This is a genomic window from Delftia sp. DT-2 (assembly GCF_028401915.1).
GTDB lineage: Bacteria > Pseudomonadota > Gammaproteobacteria > Burkholderiales > Burkholderiaceae_C > Comamonas > Comamonas tsuruhatensis.
In genome coordinates, this window is the sequence record NZ_JAQOTI010000012.1 from 197,216 (window position 1) to 219,773 (window position 22,558).

The following is a 22,558-nucleotide window of genomic DNA, read 5'->3' on the forward strand; positions in this document are numbered from 1 at the left end:
CCGCAGGCTGCGCTGTTTTACCGAACTTTACGCAAGCGACAAGCGCGGCTGACGGGGGGCTGCGAGCATCGTCGCAACACGACGCCAGGCCCCAGCATGAATACACTGCCCTCCATGAGTACGCACCATCTTCTGATGATCGAAGACGACACCCGCCTCGCGCAGATGGTGGGTGACTACCTGGGCAACAACGGCCTGCAGGTCACGCACATGGGCGACGCCCGCAGCGGCCTGGAGCAGCTGCAGCCCGCCGACGGCGTGCCGGGCGCCGACCTGCCCGACCTCGTCATCCTCGACCTCATGCTGCCCGACATGGACGGCCTGGAGGTCTGCCGGCGCATCCGCGCCCTGCCCGGCGCCGCAGCGCAGGTGCCGGTGCTGATGCTCACGGCCAAGGGAGACCCCATGGACCGCATCATCGGCCTGGAGATCGGCGCCGACGACTACCTGCCCAAGCCCTTCGAGCCGCGCGAGCTGCTGGCGCGCATTCGCGCCATCCTGCGCCGGCGCGGCGGCGGCGGCGAGGGCTCGGCCGCAGGCCAGCCGACCACGGCACTGCGCTTCGGCAGCCTGGAGATCGACCGCGACGCGCGCAGCGTCACCGTGGCGGGCCAGCCCTGCGAGCTGACCTCCTACCAGTTCGACCTGCTGGTCACGCTGGCCGAGCGCGCGGGCCGCGTGCTCACGCGCGACCAGATCATGGAGGCCGTGCGAGGCCGCGAGCTGGAGGCCTTCGACCGCTCCATCGACGTGCACATGGGCCGCATCCGCGCCGCCATCGAGGCCGACCCCAAGGCGCCCAAGCGCATCCTGACCGTGCGCGGCGTGGGCTACGTCTTCGCCAAGCAACAAGACTGACCGCTGCATGAAGCTGCTGTCCCTCTTCTCCCAGCGCCTGTACCTGCGCATCTGGCTGGCCGTGGTCGGTGGCGTGGCCGTGCTCACGCTGACGGTGGCCTGGGCATGGCAGATCGCGGCCGAGCAGAACGCGCAGAACGTGCAAAGCGCCAGCTCGCCGCCCTCGCGCGACGTGGCCATGCGCGATGCGGACGGCAAGGTCATCGCCCAGGGCCGCGCGCGGCGCCTGCCCGGCCCGCCCGAGGAGGGCCTGCGCTTCGAGATCGAAGGCACGGACGGCCAGACCTACATGCTGCACATGGCGCCGCGCCCGCCGCGCGGCGACCGCCCGCCGCACGACGGCGCAGCCGCCTTCTGGCTGCGCCCGCCCTTCGGCTTCCTTTGGCTGCTGGGCCTGGTGGGCGTGGCCGTGGCCGTGGGCGTGTTCCCCATCATCCGCCGCCTGCTCAAGCGGCTGGAGAACCTGCAGCGCGGCGTCAAGCGCTTTGGCGAGGGCGACCTGTCGGTGCGCGTGCCCGAGCACGGCAGCGACGAGGTGGCCGACCTGGCCCACCAGTTCAACGCCGCCGCCGCGCGCATCGAGACCCTGGTGACCTCGCACAAATCGCTGCTGGCCAATGCCTCGCACGAGCTGCGCTCGCCGCTGACGCGCATCCGCATGGGCCTGGAATTCATGGGCGACGACCCAGCCAGCGCCCGCGCGCGCGCCGAGATCCAGCGCAACATCAGCGAGCTGGACCAGTTGGTGGACGAGATCCTGCTGGCCAGCCGGCTGGAGACCTATGAGGGCGACGTGGGCACGATCGAGCCCGTGGACCTGATCGGCCTGGCCGCCGAGGAATGCGCACGCGTGGATGCCGACCTGGACCTGCAGTCCACCGACGCGTTGGAAGTGCCCGGCATCTCCAAGCTGCTGCGCCGTGCCGTGCGCAACCTGCTGGAGAACGCGCGCCGCTACAGCCAGGGCGCCATCACGCTGGAGCTGGCGCGCCAGGACGCCATGGCCGAGATCCGCGTCTGCGACCACGGCCCCGGCGTGGCGCCGGCCCACCGCGAGCGCATCTTCGAGAAGTTCTTCCGCCTGCCCGGCGCCAGCGAGCGCTCGGGCGGCGTGGGCCTGGGCCTGGCCCTGGTGCGCTCCATCGCCCAGCGCCACGGCGGCAGCGTGCACTGCGAAGGCCGCGCCGACGGCCAGCCGGGCGCCTGCTTCGTGCTGCGGCTGCCGCTGGCCTGAGCTGCCGCCTGCGGCTCAGCCGCGCCGGTGCTGCCACTCCACACGTTCCACCAGATCCCTGAGCAGGTCGAAATGCCAGCGGGTGCGCTTGAGCAGGCGGCCGTAGCGCGAGCGGGGGAAGCGGTAGGCGCCATCGGCCAGTTCGATGGCGCAGGACGCCAGGTGCCACTGCTGCTCGAACGCCTGGTGGCTCTCCGGCGGGTGGGCGCGCATGCGGCGTATGTGCGCCAGCGCCAGCTCCACCGCGCATTCCACGTCGAACTGGCGGGCCTTGCGGTCGGGCTTTTTGCCACAGACCTCGGCCAGGGTGACCAGCCTCCCCTCGATGACGACCAGACAGACATGCATGGCCTGCCATGCGCTGGGCCAGTCCGAAGGCTTTGCGGCTTGCGACCGCTTGGGCAACGGCTGCGCCTGCACTGCCGCGCCGGCAGTGTTTTTGCGGGATGTCATGGGGTCAGCCCTCCTGATAGAGAAGAGGGCTGGAAGGGGCAAGCGCAGCGCTGGGGCTGGCAAGGATGGGGAGGGTCATGGTCTGTTTTCCTACGAGATCACAGAAAACCACCGGTTGAGTTTCTACGCACAACAGGTGGGCGTGGTGGTTAGAAACACGTCCGTAGCCGTGCGAGCGTCCTTGCGGATAGCCCCCACCACGCCCGAAACCATGCGGACAGGCGCAAGCAAATGCGCCAATCCGACGAGATAAGGCATGACAAAGCCCCGCTTTAAGGTGGGGGCTGCAACCTCACGGAAGGTGTTTCTACGCACCGGGCCTTTCGGCTTGCGGGCAGTTTAACGGGGCCAGGGCGGGCCGGCCAGCCGAGCCCTCAATCCCGGCCCAGGTGCTCGCACAGGAAGTCGATGAACACGCGGGTCTTGCGCGGCAGGTGGCTGCTGTCGGGAAAGACCACGCTGATGGGCTGGGGCGGCAGGGCGTGGTCCGGCAGCACGCGCTGCAGCACGCCGCCGGCCAGGTCGTCCTCCACGAACCACGCAGGCAGCACCGCCACACCCAGCGAGGACCGGGCCAGGGCGCGGATGGCGGTGGAGGAGTTGGATTGGTGGGCCGCCCGGCCCACCACGTCCACGCCCTGGCCGCCGGCCGTGCGCAGCGTCCAGGCCGTGGGATGGGCGAGGTTGCTGTTGGCAATCCAGGGCAGGTCTGCCAGGTCCTCGGGCCGGCGCACGGGATGGCTGCGCAGGAAGGCGGGCGAGGCCACCAGCACGATGTCGTAGCCGGCCAGCCTGCGGCTTTTGAAGCTGGAGTCCGCCAGGTGGCCCAGGCGCACGACCAGGTCCAGCTTTTCGGCCACCAGGTCGCTCAGTGAAGAGTTGACGTCATAGGCCACCGAGATGCCCGGGTAGCGCTCCAGGAAGGCCGGGATCAGCGGAAGAATGTACTTCTCCCCGTATTCGCTGGTGGTGCTGATGCGCAGCCGGCCCGCGATGCGGTTGCCGCTGTGCATGGCGTTGTCGAAGGCGCTGCCCACGTCGCGGACGATGCCCTTGAACTCGTCGTAGAACTCCCGCCCGGTTTCCGTCAGGGCGATGCTGCGGGTGTTGCGCACCAGCAGGGCCACCGACAGCGCCTCTTCCAGCGATTTCACGTGCAGGCTGGCCATGGCCTTGCTGATGCCCAGGAAGTCCGCCGCCCTGGTGTACGAGCCGAAATCCACCACGGCCAGAAACGTCTGCGCGCGGTGGAGCAGCGTGTGCATGGCCGTGCTTGTGGGGGTCATTGTTCAATCCAGTCAAACAAAGAGTCCAGCATAGCCCCATCGACGTGGCCGCCCGCGCTCTTTAGTCTTGCCCCTCCTGAAAGCGCAAGATGACATACCGATACCGCCTGGCCACCGTTTTCCTGATGGGTTTTTTCGTCGACTGCATCAACATCTTCATGCCCGCCGTCGCGCTGCCCACGATTGCGGCCGAGTTCCATGTGGGCATCTCGGCCGGGGCCTGGGTGGCCAATGCCTACATGCTGGGATTGACGCTGGCCATTCCCCTCGCCCCCTGGCTGGCCGACCGCTGGGGCGCGCGCGGGCTGATGGCGGGCTCCATGCTGGCCTTCGCCCTGGCCGCCTGGGCCTGCGGCGAGGCGGGCAGCTTCGGCCAGCTGGTGGGCTGGCGCTTCATCCAGGGTATGGCGGGCGGGCTGGTGATCCCAGTGGGCCAGGCCCTGGCCTTCAACCGGTTCCAGGGGCCGGAGCGCGCGCGTGTCTCCACGCTGGTCATGGCCGTGGCGCTGATTGCACCGGCCCTCTCGCCCTGGCTGGGCGGGCTGATCGTGGACCACGGCTCCTGGCGCTGGGTGTTCCATTCCAATATTGCGCTGGCCCTGGCCGCCGCAGGCCTGGCCTGGCTGTGGGTGCGCGATGCACCGGCCACGGCCCGGCAGCGGCCCGACCTCAAAGGCCTGGTGCTGGTCAGCGCCGCGCTGGGCGCCTGGCTGCTGGGCATGTCGCTCTATGGCGCAGGCCAAGGCTCGGGCCAGGGCCTGGCGCTGGCCTGGCTGGGCATGGCGGCGGGCCTGGCCTTCACGGTGCTGTATGCCATCCATGCCCGCAAGACGGCCCACCCCATTGTGGAACTGCAACTGCTCAAAAGCCCGCGCCTGCGCATGTCGGTGGCCGTCTACCACGCCATTCCCGGCGTGTTCACGGGCGTGAACCTGCTCAACATCTTCTACCTGCAGGACATGCTGCACCTGAGCGCGCAGGCCACAGGCCGATTCATGATGGTCTACGCCGGCGGCGCCCTGGTGTCCATGCTGGTGGGCGGCCGGCTGTACAACCGCGCGGGCGCACGGCCCCTGTTCATCGCCAGCATGGTGCTGCACAGCCTGGGCATTGCGGCGCTGGCCGCCGTGGCGGCCCCTGCCGACCCCTGGCTGCTGGTGGCCGCCTACGGCCTGATGGGCCTGGGCGGCGGCCTGGGTGCCAATACCGCGCAGACGACGGCCCTGCTGGACTTCGATGGCCGGCAGACGCAGCAGGCCAGCGTGATCTGGAACCTCAACCGGCAGATGGCCTTCAGCGTGGGCGCTGCGTTTTTCCTGATGGTTTTCAACATGCTCGCCACCCGCCTGGACGCAGGCCGGGCCTATCACATGACGTTTCTGATCGCGTCGCTGGCAGGGCTTGTGCCCCTGCTGCACCTGCGATCGCTGCACACCCCCGAGGACCACCATGCAAGACAACAAGCCCATCGACCGTGACATTGACATCGGCATCGCCGAACGCAGTATCCACCAGGTGCACGCGCTGATCCACACCGTCTTCACCCAACCAGCGGGCGCACAGGAGGCGCTGCAGGCGCTGATGCCGCAGTTCAGCCCGGAGTTCAGCATGGTGACCACCACGGGCAGACTCGTCGGCCTGGACGATGTGGAACAGATGTTCCGGCGCGCGGCCGGCCAGCGGCCAGGGCTGGAGATATGCGTCTGCGACATGCAGCCCGTATGGCGGGACGCGGCCGGCCTGGCCATGCGCTATCTGGAAACCCATCGCCTGGACGGCGTGCAGACCTCGCGCCGATCAGTCGTGATCCTCAAACGTGCGGGCCAAGGGGTGCTGTGGCACTACCTGCATGAGACGGCAATGGGCTGATGGCCCAGTCCGCGCTCGCCGCTCAGCCCCGCAGGTAGCGGTCGGCGATGCTGCCGGGCACGTAGAGGCCGCGCTCCAGATAGAAGTCCAGCTTCTTGCGGTCGGGGGCGCGCAGCTTGATCAGCGGCACGGGCGCCTGTTCGGCGCGCGAGAACATCAGGCGGATCTTGAGCGGGGTGCGGCCCCAGTTACCCTGCACGTGCAGGAAGAAGGGTCCGTCCTCGGCCTTGGCCAGCCGCAGCCGGTAGCTGCCGCCGGCGCGCAGCACGCGCTGCATGGCCAGGTGCATGCTCAGGTAGGCGGGCATGTCGATGCCCTGGCGCAGTTGCTCGTATTCGCCGGCCTGCTGGAGCTGGGCGATATAGGCCTCGCCCGTCTGCGGCAGGACCTGCTCCACGTATTCCTTGTGCAGGGCCGCGATGAAGGCGCTGCCCGGGGGCGCGGCCATGAGCCAGTTCTCGACCACGGGCACCTGCGGGTCGCGGGTGTAGCGCTCCAGGTAGTAGGCGACGAGATCGGCGCCGCTGCGTTGCTGCTGCTCCAGCAGCCAGTCCAGCGGCTCGGTGAGGATGGTGCTGGCGTCCAGCCAGATGCCGCCGTGGCGGTGCAGCAATTCCAGGCGCAGCCAGTCCGAGCGCTTGGCCACGGGCAGCTGCTGCAGGTTGCCGGGCAGTTGCGGCACGTATTGCGGCAGTTGCGCGTCGTTGAGGATGCGCAGGCTGTAGCCGGGGTTCAGGCGGGCCCAGTTGTCGAAGCAGCGCTGTATGAGCAGCGGCACCGAGTCGCCATTCCAGTAGGCCCAGATGATGCGGGGAATGGGCGTGGAGACCGGCACGGGCGCCGCAGGCCCGATGTCATGGCTGCGGAAGTCGGGCGCGGGGCCCTGCTCCAGGCGGCGTGCGAAGGTGGCGTAGAAGCGGCGCATGCCGGCCGCCAGCCATAGCTCGCCCCGGGTTTTCAGTTTCAGGCCGCTCATGCAGGGGCTCCCGGTGTTCCCAGCTGCTGCGCGCGGCGCTCCCAGCTGCGCAGCTTCCATGCGCGCAGACACCAGCCGCGCCGCAGATAGGCCTGGCGCAGGGCGTGCAGGGACAGCGGGGAGATGCGGCCGAAGTCCGCCAGGAACTGCTGCGCCAGCGCCTGCCGCTGCGCGGGCGGCATGTCCCGCTGCCGGTCGAGAAAGCGCAGGGCGCCGATGAGGTTGCGCGCGGCCTGGTGCGCCCAGGCGAAGTGCAGGCGCCCGTCGTTGCGCAGCGCATCATCCTGCAGGGCTTGCACGGCCTGCGCCAGGGGCCACAGGGCGGCGGACTGGTCTGCGGCCTTGGCCGGCGTCATGGACGCGAGGATGGAGTTGGCACGCTGCCGGTAGGCCACCCAGGGCTGGGGGTGGTAGTAGAAGCTGCTGCAGCGCAGCGCCATCTGCGGCATGGTCATCATGTCTTCGAAATAGCGGCCTGCAGGAAAGCGCAGGCCCGCATCCCACAGGCTGCGGCGCGAGATCTTGGACCAGGCATGCAGCTGGCCCGTGCGCAGCAGGCCGGCCAGCAGGGCGCCCCGGTCCTGTGAGCATTGCAGCGTGGGGCCCTGGAAGCTGTGCCGGTGCGCCTCGCCGCGCAGGCGGTGCTTGAGGCGCGGGGCCTCGCGCCAGACGGAGAAGTCGCAGAGCACGGCATCGGGCGCATGTTGTTTCACGATGGCCGACAGCCCGGCAATCGCGCCGGGCAGCAGCTTGTCGTCGGAGTCCAGGAACCACAGGTAGTCGCCCGTGGCCGCATCGATCATGGTGTTGCGCGCCGCGCTCAGGCCGGCGTTGCGCTCGTGCTGCATGAGCTGCAGGCGGCCGGGCCAGCGCTGGTCCAGCTGCTGCATCAGGGCCCAGGAGCCATCGGTGGAGCAGTCGTCCAGCACCAGCACCTGCACGCCGGCATCGGCCTGGTCCATGACGGACTGCAGGCATTCCTCCAGGTAGGGCAGCACGTTGTAGACGGGCACCAGGATGCTGAGCCAGGTCACGGACGCTCCCCCTGCAGCAGGCGGGCGAACAGGTCTTCGTACTGGCCGGTCATGCGCTGCAGGCTGTAGTGCGAAAGGGCTTCCTGCCGCGCGGTGGCGGCCATGCGCACGGCGGCCTCGTCATCCTGCAGCGCCTGCTGCAGGGCGTCGGCCAGCGATTCAGGGTCGGCGTGCGCGGCCAGCAGGCCGTTGTCGCCGGGCCGCACCACTTCCTGCACGCCCACCACGCGGCTGCCCACCACCACGCAGCCCGCCGCCATGCCCTCCAGCAGGGACAGGGGCATGCCCTCATAGTGCGTGGACAGCACGCAGACGCGGTGCGCGCGCAGCAGGCCGGGCACGTCGTTGCACATGCCGATGAATTGCACCTGGTCCTGCAGGTCCAGTTCGGCGCTGAGCCGCTGCGCCGCCTTCTGGGCGCGCGCCTTGCCGCCGCCGGCCAGGGTCAGCGTGGGCTTGAGGCCGCGCTGGCGCAGCACGGCCAGCGCGCGCAGCAAGGTGGCATGGTCCTTTTGCCGCGCAAAGCGCGCGGCCATGACGATGTCCGGCCGGCGCTGCAGCAAGGGGGGTGGCTCCTGCAGATAGGGCTCGGGCCGGATGCCGTTGCTGATGGCCATGAGCTTGGCTGCAGGAAATCCACGGTCCTGCAGGCTCTGTCGCACGCCCTCGGAGCAGCCGACGATGGCGGCCGTGCGCTCGGTCAGCCACAGGGCCTGCGACAGCCGCCAGCGCGTGTAGCGCTCGCGCGAGTTGTGTTCCACATGCACCAGGCAGGGCACGCCGGCCCACAGCGCGGCAAAGCGGCCCCAGAGGTGGTCGCTGAACCCATGGGCGACCACGATGTCCGGCCGGAAGTCCAGGCAGATGCGGCGCAGTTGCCAGACGGTGGCGGCATGGGACCAGCCGGCGACCACGTCGACATCGATGCCGCCGTCGCGCAGCTTCTGCACGCGTTCATCGGAGGTATTGCGCTTGCGCCGCAGCACCAGCCGGGCGTCGAAGCGGCCCGACGCGCGGTGCGCGGACACCAGGTCCACCGCCACCTGGGTGGCACCCGAGAAGCCGCCCGTCACGAAGTGCAGCACCCGGGGCCGGGCCGTGGTGGCGCGCTCCGTCACCGCACGGCTCCGCTGGCCCTTTCCAGGCCATGCAGCGATGACCACAGGGCCACCACGAGGAAGACGAAGAAGACGATGCCGCTGTTGTGCACGAAAAATTGCTGTGACATGCCGAACGCCAGGTACATGGCTGGCATCAGGCTGCCCAGGATACGCAGCAGCAGGGCCTCGCGCCAGGGGGTGCTGTCCGCAGGCCACAGCGCCATGCGCCGCCGCGAGGGCCAGAACAGCCACAGCAGCGAGATGAACAGCGCTGCCTGCAGCAGAACGCCCGGCACGCCGAGCTTGACCCAGATGTCCAGGAAGTCGTTGTGGATGAAGTTGTATTCGCGGATGGAGCGTCCATAGTCACCCGCGTCCACGCGCCGGTGCATCTCGTCCACATAGCCCTGCATGCCCCAGCCCAGCAGCGGCTTCTCGCCGATCATCTGCACGGCCAGCCGGTACTGCTCCAGCCGGGTGCCCAGCGAGGTGTCGGAGTTGCCGGCATGAAGGTAGTTGCTCACATCCAGGTAGACCTCGTCGACGCGCTCGCTGACGCGGGGTATGAAGGCCATCACGGTGGCCAGCGCCACCACGATTGCAGCGCAGCCCAGCAACAGGCGCCCGAAGTACTGCGGGCGGTACATGCGCACCAGCACCATCAGCATGAGGAACATCGGCAGCAGCGCCAGCCAGCCCCCCCGCGAGCCCGACAGCAGCGAAGCCAGCGCACCCATTGCAGCGGCCGCCAGCACCAGCAGGCGCCACAGCAGGGAGCGCTGGTGCCAGAAGGACATGGCATAGATGCACGAGAAGCAGCCCAGCAGCAAGGCCATGTTGCCCCACTGGATGGCATTGGTGTAGCCCGTGGCCCGCTCCATGCCCAGCACGCAGACCTGCCACAGGGCCATGAAGCCCGCGCCTGCGCTGCCCAGCGGTATGCCCCACAGGAAGATCCGCGCCGTGGGCGGGTAGCACATGGCGAACAGCAGGCTGACCGCGCCCAGGATGAATTTCACGGGGCGGTCGAACTGCCCGGTGCCCCCGTCCAGCACGGACAGGTGGTACCACATCACCGCCATGCCCATGAACAGTGCCACCAGCAGCCAGGTGCCAGGCGACTGCCTGTACCGGACCCAGCGGGGCAGAAAACACAGGGCGCCCAGGGCCATGAGGCCCGCGCCATAGGAATAGCCCGAACGCAGCCACAAGGCCAGTCCGGGCACCAGAACAGCGGCCAGGGTCGTGAGGAGCCCTGGCAGCTTCGACTTGTCAAATCTCATCAAGACCGCGACTTTCTGCCCCAAAATGCGGGCATTCCGCTTTCCATCCGCTATGAAAAAAATTCCTGCGGTCTTATTCAGGCTGCTCCATCGCTGGGCGGCCCCTTCCAAAATCGGCGCAGATTACACCATGCCCGCGCCCTTGCAGCTGCCCCCATCGCCCCCGGCAGCCGATGGTCTTGCAGCGGACATCCCGAAGACGATCTGGACGTACTGGAACCAGTCCGGCCTGGACCCTTTCGTCCAGCAGTGCGTGGACAGCTGGCGGCGGCAATGCCCGGATCACCAGGTCATCGTCGTGACACCAGAGAGCCTGGGCCAGTACGTGGCATGCGGCGACCTTCCTGCGGCGTTTGCCGAACTCCACCCCACCAAGCAATCGGACTGGCTGCGCCTGTATCTGGTGGCGCACCATGGCGGCTACTGGTTCGATGCCACCACGCTGCTGACCGCGCCGCTGGACTGGATGGGCGCCGGCGCAGGCGCCGCCGAGCTGACCGGCTTCTACCTTGAGGGCTTCACCAGGGACAGGCGCTACCCCGTGATCGAAAGCTGGTCATTCTGCGCTCCGGCCGGCTCGCGCTTTGTATCGGAATGGCAAAAGGAGTTTCACCAGGCGCTGATCGTGGAGGGCCCTGCGGCCTACCTGCAGCGCCTGCAGTCGCGGCCCGACGCCGCCGAGGTGCTGCAGGGCATTCCCGATCCAAATTACCTTCTGATCCATGTGACGGCCCAGCAGGTGATGCGCCGGCTGCCCGATGCCCGGCTCAAGCTGTTCAAGGCCGAGGACACCGCCTTCTTCTACCACCGCGCCCTGCGCTGGAAGTGGTACCTGCTCTACCCCCAGCTGTGCCTGGCGAAGGCGCCGCAGGTGGCGGCGCCCATCGTCAAGCTGCGCGGCGGGGAACGGCGCCATTTCACGGACATGCTGGCCTTGCACGGAGGTGCTGCGCCAGACAGCATCTGGAGCCGCGCGCTGTCGGCGCGCTGAGACACGCAAAGCGGGCCGAGGCCCGCTTTGCTCAATGCCCGCCTGCGAAGACTTCGCCGGCCTTCAGGCGGTACAGCGTGCCGCAGTAGGGGCACTTGGCTTCACCGGTGTGGGCCACGTCCAGGTAGACCTTGGGATGGCTGTTCCACAGCTTCATGTCGGCCTTGGGGCTGGGGCAGAACACGCCGCCCTGGGCGTTGAGGTCCTTGGCCGCCAGTTCGACGGTGGCATTCGTTGTCATGCTTGCTTATCTCTTTCGTGGGTATCTGTCATTTTCATCGCCGGGCCGCCCCAAGATGAAAAGCACCCCCTCGGGGGGCAGTGGACCTTGCAAAGCAAGGGTAGCGTGGGGGTCATTCTTCTCAGACCCGAGTCAGCCAATGGGCGTACTTGGGGTTGCGGCCGTTGACGATGTCAAAGAAGGCCTGCTGGATCTTTTCGGTCAGGGGGCCGCGGCTGCCCGCGCCGATCTCGATGCGGTCCACCTCGCGGATGGGCGTGACTTCGGCGGCCGTGCCGGTGAAGAAGACTTCATCGGCGATGTACAGCTCGTCGCGCGTGATGCGCTTTTGCACCACTTCCAGGCCGAGGTCCTTGCAGATGTGCATCACGGTGTTGCGCGTGATGCCGTTGAGCGCGCCGGCCGACAGGTCGGGCGTGTAGACCACGCCGTCCTTGATGACGAAGATGTTCTCGCCCGAGCCCTCGGAGACGAAGCCCGAGGCGTCCAGCAGGATGGCCTCGTCATAGCCGTCGTCGAGCGCCTCGGTGTTGGCCAGGATGGAGTTGGTGTAGTTGCTCACCGCCTTGGCCTGGCTCATGGTGATGTTCACATGGTGGCGCGTGAAGCTGGAGATCTTCACGCGGATGCCGCGCTGCATGCCTTCCTCGCCCAGGTAGGCGCCCCAGGCCCAGGCAGCCACCATCAGGTGGATGGTGTTGCCCTTGGGCGAGACGCCCAGCTTGCGGTCGCCGATCCAGGTCAGCGGGCGCAGGTAGCACGATTCCAGCTTGTTGGCACGCACGACCTCCACCTGGGCCTGGTTCACCGCTTCCTGGGTGAACGGGATCTGCATGCGCAGGATCTTGGCGCTGTTGAACAGTCGCTTGGTGTGGTCTTCCAGGCGGAAGATGGCCGGCCCCTGTTCGGTCTTGTAGGCCCGAACGCCCTCGAATGCGCCGCAGCCGTAGTGCAGCGTGTGGGTCAGCACGTGGATCTTGGCATCGCGCCAGTCCACCAGCTGTCCATCCATCCAGATCTTGCCGTCACGATCGGCCATCGAGGGAACAACGGGGCTCATAGAAACATCCTTGGGGGTATTGAACAGAACACCAACCCGCTATTTTAGGGCGCGGGGGCTGCCTCGGGGGCCGCCACCGTCTCGGGTCGCGGTTCGGGTTCGGGCGTGGGGCGCACCAGGGTCCACTTCACGAGCCGGCCATGCATGAACTCGCAGGTCACATGGGATTGCGTGCCGTCGGTCCAGCGGTAGATCTCGGGATGCTGGCCGTCTTCGGACAGGCGCTCGCCCAGGGAGCGCGTCATGGCCACCACGTGCATCAGCGAGACCTTGGGCTTGAGCTTGACGTTGAGCATCACGGCGCTGCCCACATAGCCCATGGGACGGTCCGAGGCCTTCTTCATGATGGACATCAGCCGCGTGAAATGCAGCAGCAGCCACATCATGATGCCGCCGCCCACGGCAACCACGCCCATCCAGCCATAGGACTGGTGCGCAGCCACCAGCAGTACGAGCAGACCCAGGGGAATCAGGATATTGCGCAAATTCATGGCGCCGATTGTCTTATGGAGGCACCGCAGGACCGCTGCGGACAGTGCGTATGCCCCCGCAATGCGCTCGGCAAGGCAGTGCCTCAGCCCATCCCTCGGACGATGTTCATGGCTTCGTCCACGCGCTCCACGGCATGCACGGTCAGGCCGGGGATGGCTTTCTTGGGCGCATTGGCCTTGGGCACCACGGCCATGGTGAAGCCGAGCTTGGCGGCTTCCTTCAGGCGCTCCTGGCCGCGCGGCGCGGGGCGCACTTCGCCGGCCAGGCCCACTTCGCCAAAGGCCAGGAATCCCTTGGGCAGGGCGCGGCCGCGCAGGCTGGAGGTGATGGACAGCATCACGGCCAGGTCGGCCGCAGGCTCGCTGATGCGCACGCCGCCCACGGCGTTGACGAAGACATCCTGGTCCGCGCAGGCCACGCCCGCATGGCGGCTGAGCACGGCCAGCAGCATGGCCAGCCGGTCCCGGTCCAGGCCCACGGACAGGCGCCGGGGCGCGGGGCCGCCCTGGTCGACCAGGGCCTGTATTTCCACCAGCATGGGCCGCGTGCCCTCCAGCGTGACCAGCACGCAGGAGCCCGGCACCGGCTCGCTGTGCTGGGACAGGAAGATGGCGCTGGGGTTGGTGACGCCCTTGAGGCCCTTCTCCGTCATGGCGAAGACGCCGATCTCGTTGACGGCACCAAAGCGGTTCTTGATGGCGCGCACGAGGCGGAAGTTGCTGTGCGTGTCGCCCTCGAAGTAGAGCACGGTGTCCACCATGTGCTCCAGCACGCGCGGGCCGGCCAGGGCGCCTTCCTTGGTCACATGGCCGACCAGGATCACGGTGATGCCCGTGGTCTTGGCCGCGCGCGTGAGGTGGGCCGCGCATTCGCGCACCTGAGCCACCGAGCCCGGCGCCGAGGACAGCTGGTCCGAGTACACGGTCTGAATGGAGTCGATGACGACCACGGCCGGCTGCGTGGCCTCCATGGTGGCGAGGATCTTCTCCAGCTGGATCTCGGCCAGCACATTGACCTGGCTGGCCTCCAGCCCCAGGCGGCGCGAGCGCAGCGCGACCTGGGCACCGCTTTCCTCGCCCGTGACATACAGCGTGGGCAAGCCCACGCGGTGCAGCGCATCCATGGCCTGCAGCAGCAGGGTGGACTTGCCGATGCCGGGGTCGCCACCAATCAGCACCACGCCGCCTTCGACAATGCCGCCGCCCAGCACGCGGTCCAGCTCCTCGATGCCGCTGGGCGTGCGCGCCACGTCCTGGGCCTCGATGGCCGACAGCGGCATCACGGCCTGGGCATTGGCCAGGCCCGCATAGCCCTGCGGCTGGCTGAGCCGGTTCTTGCCCGCGCCCGCAGGCTCGGCAACGGCCTCGATCAGCGAATTCCAGGCCCCGCAGGCCGGGCACTTGCCCAGCCAGCGCGGGCTGGAGCCGCCGCAGGCATTGCAGATGAACGTGGTTTTGTCTTTGGCCATGGGTTGGGCACTATACCGAGCGGTGGCTGCCGCCCCGCCCGCCTGCCTGTTGTCTAACGCAGTTGCGTGACAAAGAGATATCGGTTATAGTCGCCTTCTTCGCTGCACAAAATGCGGTGAAACGAAATTACTGCGGAATTACCGCGCGATGGAGCAGTCTGGTAGCTCGTTGGGCTCATAACCCAAAGGTCGGAGGTTCAAATCCTTCTCGCGCAACCACCACGAAAAAAGCCCACTTCGGTGGGCTTTTTTTCGTCTGTGCCTTTCTTGCTTTTCTCCACGCAGGTCAGCTGGGATCGTTCAGGTCTTCATGGTGGTCTGCCTGGCCCTGCTTCCAGTACGAGGCCACGCGCATGCGCTTGGGCGCGGCGCCCTTGGCCAGCAGCAGGCGCCGCAGCTCGGCCATGGCGCTGTGCTCGCCCGCCGCCCAGATATATCCGTCGTCGTCCTGGGGAAGCTCCAGCGCCTGCACGGCGTCGGCCAGCGATTCGACCCAGGCACAGTCCAGCTGGGCCGTGCTCTTCCACTGGCGGCGGTCGGCAGGGTTGCGCAGCTGCACGCGCACCACGGCGCGGCTGCCGGCGGGCAGCTCGGCCAGGCGCCGCTCGATGGCGGGCATGGCGGTCTCGTCGCCGAACAGCCAATGCCATGGCAGGTTGGCCGAGATCACCAGGCTGCCGCGCGGCCCGGCCAGGCCCACCCACTGGCCCAGGGGCGCGGTCAGCGCCCATTCAGTGGCGGGGCCTGCATCGTGCAGTGCGAAATCCATGATGAGGTTCTGGCGCGCAGCGTCGTAGCGCAGCGGCGTGTAGTCGCGCAAGGTGGGGCGCTCGTCCTCCACGAAGGTGGGGCGGCCATCGAGCAGCACGGGAAGCGCGGGCAGTTCGCGCCCGGCCTGGGGCAGGATGAGCTTGACGTGGTCGTCAAAGCCCGAGCTGACGAAGTCCTCCAGTTCGGGTCCGCCCAGGGTCAGGCGCACAAAGCCGGGGCTGGGCTGCTCGCGCGAGAGCAATTGCACATGGCGGGCGCGGAAGGGATGGCGGACACGGTGGACGACGGGGGCAGGCGCCACGGCAGAGTTGGCTGGATTGGGCAAGTTCATTGGCGAAACGGCCTGTGACGGCCTAGAATGTTGATTTAGTCCACCAATTCTCTGTCATCCGTTGACTTTGTCAACATATTTCCACAAGACCCTGCCATGAATGCCTCCCTGCCCGCCGATATCTTCGAGGCCATGCACGAGCTGCTGCACCTGTTCCGCTCGCGCATGCGCGAGGACATGGAGTCCATGGAGCCCGGGCTGACGCCCAACGAGGTGCGCGTGCTGATGTACGTGGGCCGGCACCCGGGCCGCACGCAAAGGGATCTGGTCGACCACAGCCACATGGACAAGGCCCAGCTCGCGCGCATGCTGGCGCAGCTGCAGGAGCAGGGATGGCTGGACCGCGAACCGGACGCCCGCGACCGCCGCGTGCGCTGCCTGAGCCTCAGCCTCCAGGGGCAGGCCCTGTTCGACCGGCTGCGCCAGTCGCGCCAGGCGCTGGCGGCGCGGCTGCTCAAGGATTGGGAGCCTGCCGCGCAACAGCAGATGATGGCGCTGCTGGAGCGGGCCAGGGACAGCGTCCAGGCCGCGCCCTGATCAATCGACGGCCTTGTTCACGCGCGGCGCGACGGCGCACATGAGTTCATAGCCCAGCGTGCCTGCGGCCTCGGCCACCTCGTCGATGGGCAGCACGGCGCCGTTGCCGGCGCGGCCCCACAGCGTGACTTCGCTGCCCATGCCGGCATCGGGCACGGGCGTCAGGTCCACGGCCAGCATGTCCATGCTCACGCGGCCCAGGGTGCGGGTGCGCACGCCGTTCACCAGCACGGGCGTGCCCGTGCCGCAGTGGCGTGGATAGCCGTCGGCATAGCCGCAGGCCACGGTGCCCAGGCGCAGGGGGCCGTCGGCCGTGAAGCGCGATCCATAGCCCACGCTCTGCCCCGCAGCCAGCTGCTGCACGCCGATGATGCGCGAGCTCAGCGTCTGCGTGGGCTGCAGGCCCCAGTGGGCCGCCGTGTGCTGCGGATAGTCGGGGGAGCTGCCGTACAGCACGATGCCGGGCCGCACCCAGTCGCAGCGCACCTGGGCATCGTCGCCATGGCGCAGCGTGGCGGCACTGTTGCCCACGCTGCGCTCGCCGGGCAGGTCGCACGTGGCGTCGTGAAAGCGCTGCAGCTGCGCGGAGATGCCCGACTGGCCAGCGCCTGCGTCGGCATCGCTGAAGTGGGTCATGAACGAGATTTCCTCCACCTGGGGCAAGGCATTGAGCCGGGCCCAGGCCGCGCGAAAGCGCTCGGGCGTGAAGCCCAGGCGGTTCATGCCGGAGTTCATCTTGAGGAAGACGCGGTGGCCGTTCTGCGTCTTGTGCGCGGCCAGCCAGTCGATCTGGGCGTCGCAATGCACGGCATGCCAGATGGACAGGCGCGAGCAAAGCTCCAGGTCGCGCGGCTCGAACACGCCCTCCAGCAGCAGGATGGGGCCGCGCCAGCCCAGCTGGCGCACGCGCTCGGCCTCGGCCAGGTCCAGCATGGCGAAGCCGTCGGCGCCGCGCAGGGCCTCGAACACGTTTTCGATACCGTGGCCATAGGCGTTGGCTTTGACCACGGCCCACAATTTGGCATCGGGGACCGCTTGCCGCACCCGCTCCAGATTGTGGCGAAGCGCGGCGGAATGGATGGTGGCAAGAATGGGACGCGGCATGGTTTTCACTCAGTCAGAAGCTTGGGATTCTGGCACTGCCGGCCAAAGGCCGCGTGATATAACCGCCAGTCACTTGCCACGGGGCCCTTATTTAACCGGTCAGCAGCCCTGCGGCTGACCCCATCTGCCTATCCATGAAGCGCGGTTTCTACACCATCATGTCAGCGCAGTTCTTCAGCTCGCTGGCAGACAACGCCCTGTTCGTGACCGCCGTGGAACTGCTGCGCACCAATGGCGCCCCCGAGTGGCAGCGCGCCGCCCTGGTGCCCATGTTCGCGCTGTTCTACGTGATCCTGGCCCCCTTCGTCGGCGCTTTTGCCGACGCCCTGCCCAAGGGGCGGGTGATGTTCATCAGCAATGCGATCAAGATCGTGGGCTGCCTGATGATGCTGTTCGGCAACCATCCGCTGATCGCCTACGCCGTGGTCGGCCTGGGCGCAGCGGCCTACTCGCCCGCCAAGTACGGCATCCTCACCGAGCTGCTGCCCGCCTCCCAGCTGGTCAAGGCCAATGGCTGGATCGAGGGGCTGACCATCACCTCCATCATCCTGGGCGTGCTCGTGGGCGGGCAGTTGCTGAGCCCGGGCATCTCGACCCATCTGCTGGACTTCGACCTGCCGCTGCTGGACACGGGCGTGGACACTGCGGCCGAGGCGGCGATTGCCGTGCTGGTCGGCGTCTATGCGCTGGCCGCCTGGTTCAACCTGCGCATTCCGCTGACCGACACCATCCTGCGCCCGCTGCGCCAGGACCCTAGCAAGAGCCTGCTGGCCAACACCCTGGCCCTGCTGCCCGACTTCTGGACCTGCAGCCAGCGGCTGTGGGGGGACAAGCTGGGCCAGATCTCGCTGTCCACGACCACGCTGTTCTGGGGCGTGTCGGGCAATCTGCGCTACATCGTGCTGGCCTGGGGCGCGGCGGCCCTGGGCTACGGCACCTCCCAGGCATCGGCCCTGGTGGGCGTGGTGGCCATCGGCACGGCGGCAGGCGCCATCCTCGCATCCATGCGCATGCGGCTGGACAATGCCACGCGCGTCATTCCGCTGGGCATCACCATGGGCCTGCTGGTGATCGCCATGATCTTCATCCACAGCGTGTGGGTGGCCATTCCCTTCCTGATCCTGCTGGGCGGCCTGGGCGGCTTCCTGGTCGTGCCCATGAATGCGCTGCTGCAGCACCGCGGCCACAACCTCATGGGCGCGGGCCGCTCGATTGCCGTGCAGAACTTCAACGAGCAGGCCTGCATCCTGGCGCTGGGCGCCTTCTATGCGCTGTCCACCAAGTTCGGGCTGTCGGCCTTTGGTGCCATCACGGTGTTCGGCCTGGTGGTGGCCGGCATCATGTGGCTGATCGGACGCTGGCACAGGAACAACCTGCGCCAGCATCCCGAGGAAGTCGAGCGCCTGCTGGCGATTGCCCGCAAGGATTGCCACTAGCCTGCCCTTGTCCCCACGGCGTCCGGAGCAGGCCTTGCCTGCCCGGGCGTTTTTCATTGCCCCATGCATAGCCCGCTGCCCGTTCTCGCCCTGCTGTTCAACACCCTGGTCTGGGGCCTGGCCTGGTGGCCGTTCCGCGCCATGCACGAGGCTGGCCTGCATCCGCTGTGGGCCACGGCGCTGATGTATGCCCTGGTGCTGGCGGGGCTGGTGGCGCTGCGCCCGGCCAGCCTGCGCCAGGCGCTGCAGTACCCGGCCCTGATCCTGCTGGGCGCCTGCGCGGGCAGCAACAACATCGCCTTCAACTGGGCCGTGACCATTGGCGACGTGGTGCGCGTGGTGCTGCTGTTCTATCTGATGCCCGCATGGTCGGTGCTGCTGGCCTGGAGGCTCCTGGGCGAGCGGCCCACGCCTGCTGCGCTGACGCGGCTGCTGCTGGCCTTCGGCGGGGTGGCGCTGGTGCTCGTGCCCGAGGGCACATTCAGCGGCGGCTCGCCCGGGCTGCTGCGCGGCCTGTCGCTGGCCGACGGCCTGGCACTGTTCGGCGGCTTCACCTTCGCGCTGACCAACGTGCTGCTGCGCCGCCTGCAGGCCGTGCCGGCGCAGGCGCGCATGCTGGCCATGTTCAGCGGCTGCATGGCGATGGGCCTGTTCAGCGCCTTTGCAGGCAGCAGCGTGGGCCTGGTGCCGCCGCTGCCGGCTCCGCAGGCCGGCTGGATGCTGATCGCCGCCGGCCTGGCCGTGCTGCTGATGCTGGGCAACTGGGCGCTGCAGTTCGGCGCCGCGCGCCTGCCGGCCGGCGTGACGGCCGTGGTCATGCTGGCCGAAGTGGTGTTCGCCAGCGTCTCCTCGGTGCTGATTGCAGGCGAGGTGCTGACGCCTCGCACGCTGCTGGGCGGCGCCTGCATCATCGCGGCCGCGCTGCTGTCTGCGCTGGCGCATGCACGACGGCGTGGGGCTTGACGCCCTGCCCGCACCAACGCTGCGCAATCAGCCCGTGAGCTGCCCGGCCAGCAGCAGGTAGCCCGGCAGCCAGCCTGTGAGCACGCCCTGCGCAATGCACAGCGCGCCCGTCATGCGGCCGATGTTGCGGCCCAGGGCCAGCAGCATGAAGAACATGGCCCACAGCACGGCCCAGGCCGCCCAGTTGGCGGCCATCCACCAGTCGATGGCAGTGCGGGCGCCGATCAGCGAATCGATGGCCACCGGCACGGCCGTGATCGCCACGAAGAGGCTGAACCAGCCCAGGCCCCGGCCATCGGCCCCCGTGAAGCGGTTGATGGCCACCCACAGGTAGGTGAAGGCGAACAGCAGGGTGAGCGCGCCGGTCTTGACAGAGGCCGCATCAGGCTCGGGCCCGAAGGCCGAGGCCAGGCCGATGATCAGCGAGACCAGGCCCGCGAACACGTTGATGACCCAGATCTCCCGGTCGGCAATGCGCCCCAGCATCCACAGGCCATTCAGGCACAGCACGGCGCCCACGTAGAACAACGACAAACCCAGCCACATCGCAAGTCTCCTTTGCTTTTTTGCTTTGAAGTGCCTTGCGCGCCCTTGCCAGACCACGGGAACGAGCGCGCACGGCAAGGCGCCGCCGCCCCGTGGCCGGGTGCAGCGGCGTCCGTGAAACAGTTCATCCCCGGGCCCGCCCCTGGTGGGCATCTGCGTGCTGGCGGAAGGGTCCGCTGCAGAGATGCCGCCTGTGATCCAGGGCGGGTTCACCGGCGCGGCCCTTGCCGGGCACGCGGCGGTGGAGTGTGCCGGCAGGCGGTGCTGCCGGTCTTTGGCGTCGGTCCTTGGTGCCGGTCCTTGGTACCTCAGGCCGCCTGCGTCTGCAGGCGACGGCGGGCGCGTTCCAGCTGCTGCGCCACCTGGCGCGGGTTCATGCCGTACATGTCGGCAAAGCCGGCTTCGGTGGTCTGGCCGCTGGCCTCGAAGGCGCGCAGCAGAGCTTCGTCGCGTGCAGAACGCGCATCGGCTTCGGCCAGGGCCTCGGCCACCAGGGCGTTGGTGGCCTCGTCACGGCCCTGCACGCGCGCCGCATAGTCGTCGCGGGACAGGCCCGAGGCCTCGTAGGCGGCGATGATGCGGTTGCGCAGCTTGGGCGCCAGGTCCTCGGGCGAGCGGTGCTGGCGGCGGCGAAAGACCTCGATCAGCGCATGGTGCACATGCTCGGGCGCCATGGGCTCGACCGATTGGCCCTGCAGGTCATGGCGCGCCTGGCCGCTGGCCACCACGGTGAGGTAGCGGCTCGAGCGTGTGTGCTGGGACAGGGCCAGCTTGAGCTGGTCGCGGTCGATGGCTTCGGGATGGGCGGCCAGCAGGTCCTCGAAGATGCCGCGCTTGAGCGGCAGGGGCTGCTCGCCGAACAGGTTCGGATGCCATTGGGCCAGTTGCGCCAGCAGCGGGTGCTGGGTGCGCACAGGCCTGGATGCGGGAGCCTCGGCACTGCCGGCCGCGCCGGTTGCGGCGTCGGCGACGGGCTCGGAGGCCTTGCCCTTGTTGCGGCCACGTCCGCCGCGGCGCGAGCGCTTGCGGCCCTGGCCATCGGCGCTGGCGGCAGCCTGCGGCACGGTGCCGGCAGCGGCGTCCGCCGGCAGCGCGGCGTTCTGTTCTTGCGGTTCAGACACGGATTCAGTCATGGCGGAGCACATGGGCTTGGAGAAAACGAAACCCCGCATCATGCCAGCATTGCAAAGGCTTGCGCGGGCATAGTCCCCACGGCGTCGCGCATGCGGCACAGATGCGCGGGTGTTGCCCGGGTGGCATCAGGCCGGCAGGGCCTCGTCCAGCACCTCGATCCAGTGGCGCACCGGCACGTCCGTTCCGTTTTGCAGGTGGACGATGCAGCCCATGTTGGCCGAGAGGATGGCGGCGGGCCGCTGGGCATCGAAGCCTTCGGTCAGCGCACCGATCTTGCGGTCGCGCAGCTGGTGCGAGAGTTCGGGCTGCAGCACCGAGTAGGTTCCCGCCGAGCCGCAGCACAGGTGCGACTCGGTGCGCGCCACGCGCAGCTCGAAGCCCAGCCTGGCCAGATGGGTTTCCACGCCGCCGCGCAGCTTTTGCCCGTGCTGCAGCGTGCAGGGCGGGTGGTAGGCCATGGGCGCGGCCGGTGCGCGCACCCTGCCCTGCAGGCGCTCGGCCAGCTCGGGCAGGAGCTCAGGCAGCAGCTCGCTCAGGTCGCGCGTGAGGGCGTTGATGCGGGCTGCCTTGTCCGCGTACTGCGCATCGTCCTTGAGCAGGTGGCCGTATTCCTTGACGGTGACGCCGCAGCCCGAGGCATTCATGACAATGGCCTCCACCGCGCCGCTGTCCACCTGGGGCCACCAGGCGTCGATGTTGGCGCGCATCTGCGCCTTGCCGCCTTCCTGGTCGTTGAGGTGGAATTTCACGGCACCGCAGCAGCCGGCGTTGGGAGCGATCACGGTCTGTATGCCGGCCGCATCCAGCACGCGCGCCGTGGCGTAGTTGATGCGCGGCATCATCGCGGGCTGCACGCAGCCGGCCAGCAGCAGCACCTTGCGCGCATGCTCGCGCACGGGCCAGCGGCCCGCGTCCTGCGGCTGGGGCACTTTCTCGGCCAGGACTTCGGGCAGCAGGCCGCGCACGGCCTGGCCCAGCTTCAGGGCCGGGGCGAACAGCGGCGAGTTCAGCCCCTCCTTGAGCGCCCAGCGCCTGGCGCGCTCGCCGAAGGGGCGCGGCACCTGTTCCTCGACGATCTTGCGGCCTATGTCCACCAGGTGGCCGTACTGCACGCCGCTGGGGCAGGTACTTTCGCAGTTGCGGCAGGTCAGGCAGCGGTCCAGGTGCTGCTGGGTGGCGCGCGTGGGGGTCTCGCCCTCCAGCACCTGCTTGATCAGGTAGATGCGGCCACGCGGCCCGTCCAGCTCGTCGCCCAGCAATTGGTAGGTCGGGCAGGTGGCCGTGCAAAAGCCGCAGTGCACGCACTTGCGCAAAATGGCTTCGGCCTCCTGGCACTCGGGCTTGGCGCGGTACTGGGGTGCGAGTTGGGTCTGCATGGTGGGGCTCTTGTT

General features: G+C 68.4%; 23 protein-coding genes and 1 tRNA gene. 9 read left to right on the forward strand and 15 right to left on the reverse strand.

From position 1 onward, the window contains the following. Positions 1 to 96: 96 nt before the first annotated feature. Positions 97 to 858 (forward strand): response regulator transcription factor, encoded by a 762-nt coding sequence (locus tag PO605_RS22315; protein WP_272206888.1) that lies wholly within the window; start codon positions 97 to 99, stop codon positions 856 to 858. A gap of 7 nt (positions 859 to 865) precedes the next feature. Continuing rightward, positions 866 to 2,092 (forward strand): ATP-binding protein, encoded by a 1,227-nt coding sequence (locus PO605_RS22320; protein WP_016453614.1) that lies wholly within the window; start codon positions 866 to 868, stop codon positions 2,090 to 2,092. Positions 2,093 to 2,107: 15 nt separating this feature from the next. Here the strand turns inward: PO605_RS22320 and PO605_RS22325 are convergent, their stop codons facing one another. Further along, positions 2,108 to 2,545 (reverse strand): hypothetical protein, encoded by a 438-nt coding sequence (locus PO605_RS22325; protein ID WP_272206889.1) that lies wholly within the window; start codon positions 2,543 to 2,545, stop codon positions 2,108 to 2,110. A gap of 374 nt (positions 2,546 to 2,919) precedes the next feature. Then, positions 2,920 to 3,831, reverse strand: a complete 912-nt coding sequence (locus PO605_RS22330) for a LysR family transcriptional regulator (RefSeq protein WP_047468101.1) — start codon at positions 3,829 to 3,831, stop codon at positions 2,920 to 2,922. Between the two features lie 89 nt (positions 3,832 to 3,920). On the opposite strand from PO605_RS22330, the gene PO605_RS22335 reads away from it, so the two are divergent. Both PO605_RS22335 and PO605_RS22340 read left to right on the forward strand, forming a co-directional pair. Then, complete coding sequence (locus PO605_RS22335) at positions 3,921 to 5,309, forward strand: MFS transporter (protein ID WP_272206890.1); 1,389 nt, start codon at positions 3,921 to 3,923, stop codon at positions 5,307 to 5,309. Further along, on the forward strand, positions 5,281 to 5,700 hold the full coding sequence (locus PO605_RS22340) for a hypothetical protein (RefSeq protein WP_047468096.1): 420 nt from the start codon (positions 5,281 to 5,283) through the stop codon (positions 5,698 to 5,700). Before PO605_RS22335 ends, PO605_RS22340 begins: the two co-directional genes overlap by 29 nt. Positions 5,701 to 5,722: 22 nt before the next feature. On the opposite strand, the gene PO605_RS22345 is transcribed toward PO605_RS22340, so the two are convergent. The 4 genes from PO605_RS22345 to PO605_RS22360 are packed head-to-tail and all read right to left on the reverse strand — an operon-like array spanning position 5,723 to position 10,093. Further along, on the reverse strand, positions 5,723 to 6,676 hold the full coding sequence (locus PO605_RS22345) for a glycosyltransferase family 32 protein (RefSeq protein WP_047468093.1): 954 nt from the start codon (positions 6,674 to 6,676) through the stop codon (positions 5,723 to 5,725). Next, positions 6,673 to 7,710, reverse strand: coding sequence for a glycosyltransferase family 2 protein (locus PO605_RS22350; RefSeq protein WP_047468090.1), 1,038 nt, complete (start codon positions 7,708 to 7,710; stop codon positions 6,673 to 6,675). Before PO605_RS22350 ends, PO605_RS22345 begins: the two co-directional genes overlap by 4 nt. Continuing rightward, positions 7,707 to 8,828: a glycosyltransferase gene (locus PO605_RS22355; RefSeq protein WP_047468087.1), complete on the reverse strand. Its 1,122-nt coding sequence runs from the start codon at positions 8,826 to 8,828 to the stop codon at positions 7,707 to 7,709. The genes PO605_RS22350 and PO605_RS22355 overlap by 4 nt, the downstream gene beginning before the upstream one ends. After that, a complete protein-coding gene (locus tag PO605_RS22360; protein WP_047468084.1) occupies positions 8,825 to 10,093 on the reverse strand; it encodes an O-antigen ligase family protein in 1,269 nt (422 codons plus the stop codon). Before PO605_RS22360 ends, PO605_RS22355 begins: the two co-directional genes overlap by 4 nt. A gap of 130 nt (positions 10,094 to 10,223) precedes the next feature. Here PO605_RS22360 and PO605_RS22365 point away from each other — a divergent pair, with 130 nt between their 5' ends. Beyond that, the gene (locus PO605_RS22365; protein ID WP_047468081.1) at positions 10,224 to 11,084 is read left to right on the forward strand and encodes a capsular polysaccharide synthesis protein; all 861 of its coding nucleotides are present in this window, start codon (positions 10,224 to 10,226) and stop codon (positions 11,082 to 11,084) included. A gap of 31 nt (positions 11,085 to 11,115) precedes the next feature. On the opposite strand, the gene PO605_RS22370 is transcribed toward PO605_RS22365, so the two are convergent. The 4 genes from PO605_RS22370 to radA all read right to left on the reverse strand — a co-directional run bounded on the left by PO605_RS22370 (position 11,116) and on the right by radA (position 14,345). Then, entirely contained in the window at positions 11,116 to 11,325 is a 210-nt protein-coding gene (locus PO605_RS22370; RefSeq protein WP_012202256.1) for a zinc-finger domain-containing protein, read from the reverse strand. A gap of 121 nt (positions 11,326 to 11,446) precedes the next feature. Continuing rightward, positions 11,447 to 12,385 (reverse strand): branched-chain amino acid transaminase, encoded by a 939-nt coding sequence (locus tag PO605_RS22375; RefSeq protein ID WP_016453623.1) that lies wholly within the window; start codon positions 12,383 to 12,385, stop codon positions 11,447 to 11,449. A 44-nt stretch (positions 12,386 to 12,429) separates the two neighbouring features. Further along, the gene (locus PO605_RS22380; protein ID WP_047468078.1) at positions 12,430 to 12,876 is read right to left on the reverse strand and encodes a hypothetical protein; all 447 of its coding nucleotides are present in this window, start codon (positions 12,874 to 12,876) and stop codon (positions 12,430 to 12,432) included. Between the two features lie 83 nt (positions 12,877 to 12,959). Beyond that, positions 12,960 to 14,345 (reverse strand): DNA repair protein RadA, encoded by a 1,386-nt coding sequence (gene radA / locus PO605_RS22385; RefSeq protein ID WP_016448587.1) that lies wholly within the window; start codon positions 14,343 to 14,345, stop codon positions 12,960 to 12,962. Between the two features lie 142 nt (positions 14,346 to 14,487). Between radA and PO605_RS22390 the strand changes: the two genes are divergently transcribed. Then, positions 14,488 to 14,564: transfer RNA gene (locus PO605_RS22390), tRNA-Met, on the forward strand. 67 nt (positions 14,565 to 14,631) lie between these two features. On the opposite strand, the gene PO605_RS22395 is transcribed toward PO605_RS22390, so the two are convergent. Continuing rightward, positions 14,632 to 15,447, reverse strand: a complete 816-nt coding sequence (locus PO605_RS22395) for a siderophore-interacting protein (RefSeq protein WP_016448588.1) — start codon at positions 15,445 to 15,447, stop codon at positions 14,632 to 14,634. Positions 15,448 to 15,543: 96 nt separating this feature from the next. Between PO605_RS22395 and PO605_RS22400 the strand changes: the two genes are divergently transcribed. After that, positions 15,544 to 15,984: a MarR family winged helix-turn-helix transcriptional regulator gene (locus PO605_RS22400; protein WP_047468074.1), complete on the forward strand. Its 441-nt coding sequence runs from the start codon at positions 15,544 to 15,546 to the stop codon at positions 15,982 to 15,984. Here PO605_RS22400 and alr read toward each other — a convergent pair whose 3' ends face one another. Next, on the reverse strand, positions 15,985 to 17,088 hold the full coding sequence (alr, locus tag PO605_RS22405) for an alanine racemase (RefSeq protein ID WP_047468072.1): 1,104 nt from the start codon (positions 17,086 to 17,088) through the stop codon (positions 15,985 to 15,987). A 134-nt stretch (positions 17,089 to 17,222) separates the two neighbouring features. Between alr and lplT the strand changes: the two genes are divergently transcribed. Together lplT and PO605_RS22415 are read left to right on the forward strand one after the other, a co-directional pair. Further along, positions 17,223 to 18,524 carry a lysophospholipid transporter LplT gene (gene lplT / locus PO605_RS22410; protein ID WP_016448591.1) on the forward strand — a complete coding sequence of 434 codons (1,302 nt, stop codon included), beginning with the start codon at positions 17,223 to 17,225 and terminating at the stop codon, positions 18,522 to 18,524. Positions 18,525 to 18,587: 63 nt separating this feature from the next. Continuing rightward, on the forward strand, positions 18,588 to 19,487 hold the full coding sequence (locus PO605_RS22415; protein ID WP_016448592.1) for a DMT family transporter: 900 nt from the start codon (positions 18,588 to 18,590) through the stop codon (positions 19,485 to 19,487). 27 nt (positions 19,488 to 19,514) lie between these two features. Here the strand turns inward: PO605_RS22415 and PO605_RS22420 are convergent, their stop codons facing one another. From PO605_RS22420 to glcF, 3 genes are all read right to left on the reverse strand, one after another. Next, entirely contained in the window at positions 19,515 to 20,033 is a 519-nt protein-coding gene (locus PO605_RS22420) for an AmiS/UreI family transporter (protein ID WP_017407488.1), read from the reverse strand. A 308-nt stretch (positions 20,034 to 20,341) separates the two neighbouring features. Next, positions 20,342 to 21,208, reverse strand: a complete 867-nt coding sequence (locus PO605_RS22425; protein WP_016448594.1) for a ProQ/FinO family protein — start codon at positions 21,206 to 21,208, stop codon at positions 20,342 to 20,344. Between the two features lie 84 nt (positions 21,209 to 21,292). Next, on the reverse strand, positions 21,293 to 22,543 hold the full coding sequence (gene glcF / locus PO605_RS22430; RefSeq protein WP_272206891.1) for a glycolate oxidase subunit GlcF: 1,251 nt from the start codon (positions 22,541 to 22,543) through the stop codon (positions 21,293 to 21,295). Between the last annotated feature and the right edge of the window lie 15 nt (positions 22,544 to 22,558).